This window comes from Colwellia sp. MB3u-41 (assembly GCF_014076845.1).
In the GTDB taxonomy this organism is placed as follows: domain Bacteria; phylum Pseudomonadota; class Gammaproteobacteria; order Enterobacterales; family Alteromonadaceae; genus Colwellia_A.
Genome location: NZ_JACGUT010000082.1, coordinates 251,832 through 263,613, shown reverse-complemented (window position 1 = coordinate 263,613; position 11,782 = coordinate 251,832). Strand labels below are relative to the sequence as shown.

The following is an 11,782-nucleotide window of genomic DNA, read 5'->3' as shown; positions in this document are numbered from 1 at the left end:
ACAATCTAAAAATAATAATCAAAGTCACCTTTAGGGCTATCGCTTAACAGGGTGACAACTCAGGAATTAATTCATGTCAGACGCGCTTAATTTTAGCCTAGAAGGTATTGAACAGCGGCCACTTCGACAATTCACCGAAGAGTCTTATTTAAACTATTCGATGTACGTGATCATGGATCGAGCTTTGCCACATATAGGCGATGGCTTAAAGCCTGTACAAAGACGTATCGTTTATGCCATGTCTGAATTAGGCTTGTCTGCTAACGCCAAATATAAAAAATCAGCGCGTACTGTTGGCGATGTGTTGGGTAAATTTCACCCACATGGCGACTCTGCTTGTTATGAAGCGATGGTACTAATGGCTCAGCCGTTTTCATATCGATATCCATTGGTTGATGGACAAGGAAACTGGGGGGCGCCGGATGATCCAAAATCGTTCGCCGCGATGCGTTATACAGAATCACGACTATCACGCTTTAGTGAAATATTATTGGCTGAATTAGGGCAAGGCACTGTCGATTGGACACCCAATTTTGACGGTACCATGAATGAACCTAAAACCTTACCCGCTCGTTTACCGCATATATTATTAAATGGTATTACAGGTATTGCGGTGGGGATGGCTACTGATATTCCGCCTCATAATGTACGTGAAGTTGCCAATGCCTGTGTTCATCTTATAGAGCAACCTAAAGCAGAAATTGGTGATTTACTTGAATATGTAAAGGGGCCTGACTACCCTACAGATGCTGAAATAATTACCCCTAAAGCCGATATTGAAAAAATATATCGTACCGGTAAAGGCAGCATAAAAATGCGTGCAATTTATGAAGTAGTGCAGGGTGATATTGTTATTACTGCTTTACCTCATCAAGCTTCGGGAGGAAAAATACTCGAACAAATTGCCGGGCAAATGAACGCGAAAAAATTACCCATGGTGGTAGATTTACGTGACGAATCTGATCATGAAAATCCAACACGTTTAGTTGTTATTCCTCGTTCTAATCGCGTTGATATAGAACAACTAATGAATCATTTGTTTGCAAGTACCGACTTAGAAAAAAGTTACCGTGTTAACTTAAATATGATTGGTTTAAATAATAAACCTGCTGTAAAAGACTTGCGGGTAATTTTATCTGAGTGGCTTGAGTATCGCCGCGAAACCGTTCGTCGTCGCTTACAGTATCGTCTTGACAAAGTTTTGGCACGTTTGCATTTATTAGACGGTTTGTTAATCGCCTATTTAAATATTGATGAAGTTATTGAAATTATCCGAAATTTTGATAAACCAAAAGAGGAATTAATTTCCCGTTTTGATTTATCAGAACGTCAAGCTGAATCAATATTAGAAATTAAGCTTCGTCAACTTGCTAAACTTGAAGAAATAAAAATAAGAGCAGAGCAAGCTGAGCTTAATATAGAGCGTGAATATCTTGAAAAAATCTTAAATTCAACAGCGCGTATGAACACGCTGATGAAAAAGGAAATTCAAGAAGCCGCTGAAAAATATGGTGACGACCGTCGTTCGGTACTTATTGAACGCAGTGAAGCCAAAGCACTTTCTGAAAAAGATTTAGTGCCCAGTGAAGCGGTTACTGTTGTTGTGTCTCACAAAGGTTGGGCGCGTTGTGCTAAAGGTCATGACATTGAACCCGAAGCGTTGAGTTATAAATCAGGGGACAGTTATTTATGCTCATCAAAAGGGCGCAGTAATAATCCGGTAGTTTTTATAGATTCAACGGGGCGTGCTTATACAACCGATGCGCATACCTTACCGACCGCACGAAGCCAAGGTGAACCCTTAAGTGGCCGTTTTAGCTTATCAACAGGTGAAACCTTCGTCACGAGCTTAATGGCGAGTGATGAAAGTAAATACTTACTCAGTAGTGATGCTGGTTATGGTTTTGTTGGGAAATTTTCTGACATGATCAGTCGTAATAAAAATGGTAAGGCATTACTGAGCTTGCCAGCAAACGCTAAAGTGAATAGACCATTACCTATCACCAATATTGACAATATGTTAGTACTCGCTATTACGTCTGAAGGTAGAATGTTGGTATTTCCTGTCAAAGACCTACCGGTATTAAGCAAAGGTAAAGGTAATAAAATTATTAATATATCTGCTGCTCGAGCGAAAAGTCGTGAAGAATTTGTTTCGTTACTTAACGTAATTTCAGCTGACAGTTCAGTAACGTTACATGCGGGTAAACGTAAATTAACCCTTAAACCGAGTGATGTTGAACATTACTTTGGGGAACGCGGTCGTCGAGGCAACAAATTACCACGAGGATTACAACGTGTTGATCGGGTCGAAGTTGATATGATTGCAGAAGTAAACATCACGTTAGACGTTGTTAATCCAACATTCAATGAAGAAGGGTAAATAGTCACGACTATTAATGACTATTTACTTCATCATTTGAGAGAAACTCAGGTAAAATAACACCATTATTTTATCTGAGTTTATAACCACTATGTCGCAGCCGTTTTCCTACTCAACAACTTACGAACTAGACAAAGCACACTTTCAAGAATGTTTTAGTGAATCTGTTGTCATTGTTACCCCTATTAATGCTTATAAAAAATCAATCGCTTTAACTATTGCGGGCATGTTATTGGTGTTGTTTACGCAAATGAATCCCTATGTCGCTTGGTTTGTTTTTGCTGTAGGTATTCTCGAAGCTGTGAGTACTTATTATCAAAAACCTTGGTGGGTTATGCGCCAAATGCTCAGTAAAGCAGCAAAAGGTAATGTTGACTTGACGATAGATGAACAGGGGATTGTGAGTAAATCATTTTATGCCAGCCTAACGTTATTGTGGCCTGATGTGCTATTCATTGAAACGACCCAGCTGGGTTGGTTAATAAAACACGCTAAAGGGCGCAGCTATATCTCTAATAAAAACTTATCAGCAGCCGCGATTTTATTCCTAACTGAAAAACTTGATCAGCAAAGCTAGCATTCATTATTGATGAGTTTCCTTCGCTTAAACAATCCTAATTTCATTTTTACCTTTATTGCTATCTGGCTTGGCATGCTTTTTCTGTCTCCGTTAATACTTGAAAGCATCAATGAATATGGGGTATTTAGTTTTATGGGGGTTCTTGGCGCTATTTTTGCGAATTCGACAGGTGCGGGCGGTGGTGTTGTCTTTATTCCATTGTTTAATCAACTCAACTTTACTGAACAACAATCGATAGCGACTAGCTTTGCTATTCAATGTTTTGGTATGACCGCAGGTGCCCTCACGTGGTGGTTTCATTATAAGCATGAAAAAACGCAATTACGTTTATGGCAAGGTTTTAAACGTATTATTAGCATCACCACAGCTAGCTCAATTGTTGGAATTTGGTGGGTTTATGGTAACCAAATCACATCACCATCCTCTTTATATCAAAGCTTTAGCTGGTTTTCTTTGGTACTTGGGGTATTTATTATTGTTACGGTGTTCTTTTTAAAGGCGCATCGCGAATGCAGCCAACTTTATCTTTTTGATTGGCTCGCCTTAATAACAATAGGTTTTTTTGGCGGTGCGTTAACCGCTTGGTTATCAGTAGGCGTAGGTGAGTTGTTGGCCATATATTTGATTTTACGCCGTTTTGATATCAGCTTGGCGGTTGCCGCAGCGGTAATTGTTTCAGCTTTTACAGTGTGGGCAGCTATTTGGCAGCATACCTTTATTCAATTTGACGTTTACTGGCAAGTCGTCATTTTTGCTGGCCCTGGCGCGGTGCTTGGTGGCATTTTTGCTAAGACGTTAGTCACCCGTTTCTCCGCAACTAAGTTGAAATTATTCTTCGCTTTTTGGTTGTTAATAATAGGGCTGGTTGGTATCACGTAAGTGGTCGCTAACTGCCTATGTTTTCCTCAAAAACAGCTTAAAAATTAATTTTAACGCAGATATTGGGGTGATGATCCACAAAACCCCACAAATTCATCAACTTTGCTCAAAGCCTTAATTTTATTGGTGTTAGGCCTTTTCATTTATACTAATATTTGCTTGACATGGCTTTACTTTTCTCACTAAACTACATCAATGTGGGAATAAGTGGGAATTAGTGGATCTTAAGGGATTACTAAAATAATAAAGCAGGATTATGTTTAGAGGCACTAGCGCAATTACGCTCGACAGCAAAAATAGAATCACGGTACCGACCAAGTACCGCGAAGAGCTATTTGCTGATTGCCAAGGAAAAATGGTTTGTACCGTCGATATTCAACATCCCTGCCTACTCCTTTACCCGCTTCCTGAATGGGAAGAAATAGAATTGAAATTGTGTAGTTTGTCTAGCATGAACTCACAAGAGCGATTGTTACAGCAAGTACTTTTAGGTAATGCTTCTGATTGTGAAATTGATAAGAGTGGTCGTTTATTGATTAATGGTCCGTTGCGTCTTCATGCCAATTTAGAAAAAGGTGTGATGCTGGTTGGACAATTGAAAAAGTTTGAAATTTGGAGTGAAAATGCATGGCAAGCGCAAATGCAAAGAGGCATTAGCCAAATTCAGTCAGGTGAAATTGAGTTGACTGACCGCTTGTTAGACTTATCACTGTAAATAGCAAAATTAAAATTAAAATTAAAATTAAAATTAAAACTAAAAATAGTTAATAAACCCGATACCGAATTGATCACTTGGTATTCAGTAAGATGGTGTTACCCAAAATGAAATTAGATAATTCACATATCTCGGTATTGCTTGACGAAGCAGTAGCCGGACTCGCTATTAACCCCAATGGTACCTATATCGACTGCACTTTTGGCCGAGGCGGCCATTCAGCGCTTATTCTTTCTCAGCTTTCTGAAAATGGGCGACTCATCGCTATTGATAGAGATCTCACCGCGATTAAAGCGGCTGAGAAATTTGCTGATGATGCTCGATTTACTATTGAGCACGAAGGTTTTGCTGATTTAGAAAGCATTGCAGAAAAACATCAGTTACTTGAAAAAGTTGACGGTATTTTACTTGACCTAGGCGTGTCTTCGCCGCAACTTGACGAAGCAGAACGTGGCTTTAGCTTTATGAAAGATGGCCCACTGGATATGCGTATGGACACTACACGGGGTCAAACAGCTGCCGAATGGATAGCGGTGGCTGATGTTGAAGACATTACTTGGGTACTACGTACCTTCGGTGAAGAAAAGCATGCCTGGCGAATTGCTAACGCAATTGTTGATACTCGTGAAGAAATACCTTATACCCGTACCAGCCAATTAGCGAAGATTATTCAAACGACTGCGCCACAACGCGAAATCAAAAAGCATCCCGCGACACGTAGCTTTCAAGCTATCCGCATTTATATTAATAGTGAGTTAGAGCAAATTGAAAAAGTGCTGGCTGCATCGCTTTCCGTACTTGCTGAAAATGGCCGTTTAGTGGTCATTAGCTTCCATTCTTTAGAAGACCGCCTTGTGAAGCAGTTTATGAAAAAGCACTCTCAAGGAAAGAAAGTTCCTCGGGGTTTACCTATTAGTGAAGAGGAACTCAATAAAGGTAAAAAATTAGCCTTGATTGGTCGAAGACTAAAACCTAGTGAAAGTGAAGTGGAAGAAAATAAACGTTCACGAAGCTCAGTCATGCGGGTTGCAATGAGATTACCGCATTAATGTGGTTGTTATAGTTATGGCAAACTCGAAAATGGTACTGCCACTTGATATTCTTTATGACATTCAACGATATATATTTACATATTTGTTGTTGCTGGTGGTCGTGATGTCAGCATTTTCGGTGATTTACTTTACCCATTTAAATCGTCAAACCACCAGTGGTTTGGAAATATTATTAACAGAGCGAGATGAATTAGATATTGAATGGCGGAATTTATTATTAGAGCAAAACAGCCTAGCTGAGCACAGCACAATAGAAAGCAAAGCCAGTAAATTATTACAGATGAAAAGACCGAATATTAATTCGGAAGTCATCATTCAACTATAATGAGCAAGTTAGTGAAGAAACAACCAGACAAACAGCAAATTTCGGTGGCATGGCGTTTTTACGTGGTGCTAGGCTTAATTGTGTTTGTCTATGTGGGATTACTGGCCCGTAGTGCATATATTCAAATCATTGAACCTGACATGTTGAAAAAACAAGGGGATATGCGTTCATTACGCACGGCAGCTCATACGGTACAACGAGGTTCAATTGTCGATCGTAATGGCCGTGAATTAGCAATAAGTGTACCTGTTGAAACCGTCTGGGCTGATCCTAAAATAGTTATGGAAAATAATGCCCTCGCAATGAAAGAACATTGGCAAGCACTTGCTGATGTTTTAGGGCGTAATGTAAATAAATTGACTGAACAGATCATTAAAAATCCAAGCAAACGATTTGTCTACGTTGAACGTAAAGTGTCGCCCGCTATGGCTAAATATATCAAAGAACTTAAAATACCGGGCATTCATTTACGTAAAGAATCAAAACGTTTTTATCCGTCAGGAGAAATTAGTGCTCATGTTGTGGGCTTTACCAATGTTGATGATAAAGGTATTGAGGGCGTTGAACATGTTTATGATCAATTACTCACCGGTACCGATGGTGAAAAAAAATACCGTAAAGATGCGAAAGGTCGCAAAATAGAAATTCTTTCTGAACAAGCATCTACTCAGCCTAAAGATATCGTATTAAGTATTGACCAACGAATACAAGCGATTGCTTACAAAGAATTGAAAGGTGCCGTAAAAGCATTTAAAGCATCGTCAGGGTCCGTTGTTGTTACGAATGTTCATACGGGCGAAATTTTAGCATTGGTTAATAGCCCGTCTTATAATCCTAATAATCGCCGAAATACGGCAATTCATCGTTTTCGAAACCGAGCGATTACCGACTTTTATGAGCCAGGTTCTACTTTAAAACCATTAACCGCATTAACTGCATTAGAGTTCGGCTCAGTTAAAGCGGATAGCATTATTGATACCAGCCCAGGTTGGATGCGCTTAGGCGGACGTCGTGTAGGTGATACGATTAACCGTGGAAAATTAAGTGTTACTGATATTTTAGTGCATTCATCAAATATGGGTACCACTAAGTTAGCCCTTTCTGTACCAAAAGAATTTTTACTTAATAAGTTTTTTGATGCAGGGTTTGGCGAACAAACTGGCGTGGGCTTGGTCGGTGAAAGCTCTGGTATTATGCATAATCGCCATCGTTGGTCTGAATTTGAACTAGCCACTTTGTCATGGGGGCATGGGGTTGCTGTTACTCCTATACAACTGGCAAGGTTTTATTCAACATTAGCTAATGGCGGTATTAAAAAACCACTGACTATTATTAAGCAAGGTACCCTTGATACTATACCGCTACGTGATGTACGTGTTTTCTCGCAGCAATCTAGTCAAGAAGTTGTAGGGATGCTAGAGCACGTTGTTGATGAACATACTTCAAATGCTAAAGTAGAAGGTTATCGTGTTGGTGGTAAAACTGGCACTGCTATTAAAGCTTTTGCGGGTGGTTACGGTAATGAGTACGTTGGACTCTTTGCGGGTATGGCGCCTATTTCTGATCCCGCTATTGTTGTTGTGGTGGTGATCAATGAACCTGGCGGTGATTTATACCACGGCGGTGAAGTCGCTTCTCCTGTCTTTTCAAGAGTCATGAAGGGCGCACTACGGGTATTGAATATTGCACCTGACGCAAAACGTGTTGCTGAAAATAGACCGACAGAAAGTAAAGGTAAACTGGTAGCGAAAGCGAAACAGGAGCAAGCAGATGCCTGATTTTACTTTTTCATTGAGCCAAACGAAATTTTTTGCTGTTTTAAAGGCGTTTAATTTACCGACAGAACGGTTGGCAGAACAAACAGACTTTCCTCTTAGCTTGGGCGATTTAGTTAACGACACGCGTAAATTAAAAGCAGGCGACGTGTTTTGTGCGGTGATAGGAAGTCAGCAAAATGGCAATGATTACATTGCTAATGCCGTCTCTTTAAAGGGGGCTTTCGTTATCGCTGAATGCACAGATGCAGCGCAGCATGGTCAGATTGTTTATCTAACCAAAGCAGACTCAGCCAAAAAAATACCACAAGTCTATTTTTATAAGCTCAATGAACAACTTTTTGCTTTCTCAAAAGCTTATTATCAAAATCCACAACAAACGATGACAGTAATAGGTATTACTGGCACGAATGGCAAAACCAGTACCAGTCAAATAATTTCAAAATTATTAGCGAGCTGCCAACAAAGAACGGCTGTTATAGGTACGAATGGCGCTGGACAAATTGAATCACTACAAGCAGTTGAGAACACTACACCAGCTGCGACACAGTTGCATCAGTTAATGGCTGAGTTTTCGGCTGACCATTGCAAAAATGTGGCTATGGAAATATCTTCTCATGCGCTTGAACAGCAACGTGTTATGTCCAACTTACTCGATATTGCGGTATTTACTAACTTGTCACGCGATCATCTTGATTACCATAAAACAATGGCCAACTATGCTAACGCTAAATACAAGATTTTTAGCCATGATGCTGCGCAAATAGCGATTATAAACGGTGACGACGAGCAAGCTCAGTATTGGTTAGCCCATTGGTCAAATAAACAAACTACTATTGTTTATGGTAAATCGTTAGCTATTTCGAAATTTTCAGCTTATGCACAAGCTTGCAATATTAAAACGGATGCGAGTGGTGTTAAATTCACACTGAATACGCATCTGGGTGAACAAAAAATTGAAAGTGTATTAATTGGCGATTTCAATATTGAAAATTTACTTGCTGCTATTGCTGTTTTAATGAGCAAAAATATCTTATTAAGTGATATAGCCGTTGCGGTTAAATCGTTAACCCCCATTGTTGGACGTATGGAAACCTTCAAAGCCCATGAAAAGGCGACCACTATCGTTGACTATGCACATACACCTGATGCTTTGAAAAGTGCATTAGATGCTTGTCGTCATCATTGTATCGGCGATTTATGGGTGGTTTTTGGCTGCGGTGGTGACCGAGACAAAGGTAAGCGGCCACTGATGGCGCAAGCCGCGGAAAAGTGTGCTGACCATCTCGTGTTTACGACTGATAATCCAAGAACAGAACAAGCTGAAGATATTGTCGTTGATATGCTTGCAGGTTGTATTAAACCTGAGGATGTTACCGTTTTACTTGACCGTGAATTGGCTATTGTAGCCACATTAGCAAAAGCTAAAGCTGATGACATGGTCTTGCTTGCCGGTAAAGGCCATGAAGAGTATATCGTTGCGGGTAAAGAAAAAATTAACTATAACGAACGTGAATTTATCAAATCAATTTATGAACGTTACCAACAAAAAAATGAAATTGTCGGAGCTATTTTATGATCCCATTATGCTTAGCTGAAATAGCGCTGGCCGTTGATGGCAAGCTTGTTGGAAAAGATATTACTATTAATAGTATCAATACTGATAGCCGAGCTTTAGTTAAAGGTGAATTGTTCCTTGCATTAAAAGGACCTAATTTCGATGCTCACCGCTTTCTTGAACAGGTCATTTTACTCGGCTGTGAAGCCGTTATTGTTGATCATCAATGTGAAATTGACATCCCTCAAATTATTGTAAGCGATACCTACATAGCATTAGGCAAAATAGCGGCTTATGTAAAAGAAAAAGTTGCTCCTAAAACGGTTGCTATCACTGGTAGTAGCGGTAAAACCACGGTTAAAGAAATGGTCGCTGCTATTTTGTCGCGTTTAGGCAAAGTATTAGCAACAAACGGTAATTTTAATAATGATATTGGCGTGCCATTGACTTTATTACGTCTTGAACCACAACATGACTTTGCCGTTGTTGAATTAGGCGCAAATCACATGGGTGAAATAGCTTATACCACAGCATTAGTGAAGCCTGATGTCGCCATTATTAATAATATTGCGGCGGCTCATTTAGAAGGTTTTGGCGATTTATCTGGTGTTGCGCGCGCTAAAGGTGAGATTTTCGAAGGGCTAAACAGTAATGGCGTGGCACTTTATAATCAAGATTGTAAATTGGCTAATAAATGGCAATGGCGCTTAACCGATAAAAAGGTGAGAACATTTTCCTGCGAACAAGCCGCTGACTGCTTTTCTAGTGATGCGGTGTTCGACGATAACGGTTGTGCAAGCTTCACTTTACATACCTATTACGGCAATACATTTATTGAATTAACAGTGCCCGGTAAACACAATGTTTGTAATGCCGTAGCGGCAGCAACCATTGCTTTAGAATTTGGTGCAAGCCTTGATGATATTCGTTTGGGCCTGGCAGAAATGTTGACAGTGAAAGGGCGATTGAACTTACATCAGTTAACACCAACGTTTAAATTAATTGATGACACTTACAACGCGAATGTTGAATCAATAAAAGCCGCCACCGACTTACTGGCAAGTTATTCTGGTCGTCGCATCCTTATTTTGGGTGATATGGGTGAATTAGGCGCGCAAGCGCGTGGTTATCATCAAGAAGTGGGCGAGTATGCTAAACACTGTAAAATTGATGAATTACTCACCATTGGTGTGTTGAGTCAAAGCTCAGCAGATGCTTTTCAGGGACACCACTTCAGTGAAAGAACACCATTAATGTGTTGCTTAATTTCTTTGTTGGAAAATGAACAACAAACGATCTCTATTTTAGTTAAAGGTTCACGTAGCGCCCGTATGGAAAATGTAGTGCAAGATATTATTAACTGGCGTAAAAATGCAGATCTCTCTTCGTCAACTTTAGAACACAATTCATCGGAGAAAAGTTCATGCTAGTTTGGCTAAGTGAATATTTAACACAGTATTACAGTTTTTTTAATGTTTTTTCATATCTGACGTTTCGTGCCATTGTTAGTACCTTAACAGCGTTAATTATTTCTTTATACTTTGGCCCTAAACTGATTCGTTATTTACAAAATATGCAAGTGGGTCAAGTGGTTCGTGACGATGGTCCCCAAAGCCATTTGGTCAAAACGGGTACGCCAACCATGGGCGGGATTTTAATTTTAGCGGCGATTGTCGTTAGTGTTTTGTTATGGGCAGACTTAAGTAATACCTATGTTTGGGTCGTGCTGTTTGTTATCACCAGCTTTGGCATTATTGGTTTTGTTGACGATTACAGAAAAGTTATCCGAAAAGATGCCAATGGCTTAATCGCTCGCTGGAAATATTTTTGGCAAACTGTCGCGGGTTTAGCGACCGCATTGTTTTTATATTCTCTTGCACAAAGTCCAGAAGAAACGAGTCTCCTTATTCCTTTTGTTAAAGATGTCTTACCTCAACTGGGTATTTTCTATGTGGCAATGACTTATTTTGTCATTGTAGGTACAAGTAACGCGGTGAATTTAACCGACGGTTTAGACGGCTTAGCGATAGTGCCAACAATAATGGTTGCCGGCGCATTTGCGATATTTGCTTACATGACAGGGCATGCAAATTTCTCTGAATATTTACATATACCTCATATAGCCATGGCAAGTGAACTCGTTGTTGTTTGTACCGCTATTGTGGGTGCAGGTTTAGGTTTTCTTTGGTTCAATACTTATCCAGCACAGGTCTTCATGGGCGATGTCGGCTCTTTAGCATTGGGCGCCGCCTTAGGTGTTATCGCTGTGTTAGTTCGTCAAGAATTAGTCTTGTTTATTATGGGCGGTGTTTTTGTGATGGAAACGGTGTCGGTAATTTTACAGGTTGGATCATACAAATTACGTGGTCAACGTATTTTCCGTATGGCGCCTATTCACCATCATTACGAATTAAAAGGCTGGCCAGAGCCTAGAGTTATTGTCCGTTTTTGGATCATCTCGTTAGTGTTAGTACTCATTGGTTTAGCAACATTAAAACTTCGTTAATTATTTATT

Annotated in this window: 10 protein-coding genes; all 10 read left to right on the top strand. The window is 39.9% G+C overall.

Annotated elements, in window-relative coordinates:
- The first annotated feature begins 73 nt into the window (after positions 1-73).
- The 10 genes from parC to mraY all read left to right on the top strand — a co-directional run bounded on the left by parC (position 74) and on the right by mraY (position 11,773).
- Positions 74-2,383 carry a DNA topoisomerase IV subunit A gene (parC, locus tag H4J73_RS14970; RefSeq protein ID WP_182177123.1) on the top strand — a complete coding sequence of 770 codons (2,310 nt, stop codon included), beginning with the start codon at positions 74-76 and terminating at the stop codon, positions 2,381-2,383.
- Between the two features lie 91 nt (positions 2,384-2,474).
- A complete protein-coding gene (locus H4J73_RS14965) occupies positions 2,475-2,960 on the top strand; it encodes a YcxB family protein (RefSeq protein ID WP_182223628.1) in 486 nt (161 codons plus the stop codon).
- A gap of 12 nt (positions 2,961-2,972) precedes the next feature.
- Positions 2,973-3,842 carry a sulfite exporter TauE/SafE family protein gene (locus tag H4J73_RS14960; RefSeq protein WP_182223683.1) on the top strand — a complete coding sequence of 290 codons (870 nt, stop codon included), beginning with the start codon at positions 2,973-2,975 and terminating at the stop codon, positions 3,840-3,842.
- Between the two features lie 256 nt (positions 3,843-4,098).
- Positions 4,099-4,557, top strand: a complete 459-nt coding sequence (gene mraZ / locus H4J73_RS14955; RefSeq protein WP_182177121.1) for a division/cell wall cluster transcriptional repressor MraZ — start codon at positions 4,099-4,101, stop codon at positions 4,555-4,557.
- Between the two features lie 107 nt (positions 4,558-4,664).
- Positions 4,665-5,606 (top strand): 16S rRNA (cytosine(1402)-N(4))-methyltransferase RsmH, encoded by a 942-nt coding sequence (rsmH, locus tag H4J73_RS14950; RefSeq protein ID WP_182223629.1) that lies wholly within the window; start codon positions 4,665-4,667, stop codon positions 5,604-5,606.
- A 16-nt stretch (positions 5,607-5,622) separates the two neighbouring features.
- Positions 5,623-5,934: a cell division protein FtsL gene (gene ftsL, locus H4J73_RS14945; RefSeq protein ID WP_259366602.1), complete on the top strand. Its 312-nt coding sequence runs from the start codon at positions 5,623-5,625 to the stop codon at positions 5,932-5,934.
- Positions 5,934-7,712 (top strand): penicillin-binding transpeptidase domain-containing protein, encoded by a 1,779-nt coding sequence (locus tag H4J73_RS14940; protein WP_182177119.1) that lies wholly within the window; start codon positions 5,934-5,936, stop codon positions 7,710-7,712. The genes ftsL and H4J73_RS14940 overlap by 1 nt, the downstream gene beginning before the upstream one ends.
- On the top strand, positions 7,705-9,288 hold the full coding sequence (locus H4J73_RS14935) for a UDP-N-acetylmuramoyl-L-alanyl-D-glutamate--2,6-diaminopimelate ligase (RefSeq protein WP_182177118.1): 1,584 nt from the start codon (positions 7,705-7,707) through the stop codon (positions 9,286-9,288). The genes H4J73_RS14940 and H4J73_RS14935 overlap by 8 nt, the downstream gene beginning before the upstream one ends.
- The gene (murF, locus tag H4J73_RS14930) at positions 9,285-10,697 is read left to right on the top strand and encodes a UDP-N-acetylmuramoyl-tripeptide--D-alanyl-D-alanine ligase (protein ID WP_182223630.1); all 1,413 of its coding nucleotides are present in this window, start codon (positions 9,285-9,287) and stop codon (positions 10,695-10,697) included. The genes H4J73_RS14935 and murF overlap by 4 nt, the downstream gene beginning before the upstream one ends.
- Positions 10,691-11,773, top strand: a complete 1,083-nt coding sequence (gene mraY, locus H4J73_RS14925; RefSeq protein WP_182177116.1) for a phospho-N-acetylmuramoyl-pentapeptide-transferase — start codon at positions 10,691-10,693, stop codon at positions 11,771-11,773. The genes murF and mraY overlap by 7 nt, the downstream gene beginning before the upstream one ends.
- The last annotated feature ends 9 nt before the right edge of the window (positions 11,774-11,782 follow it).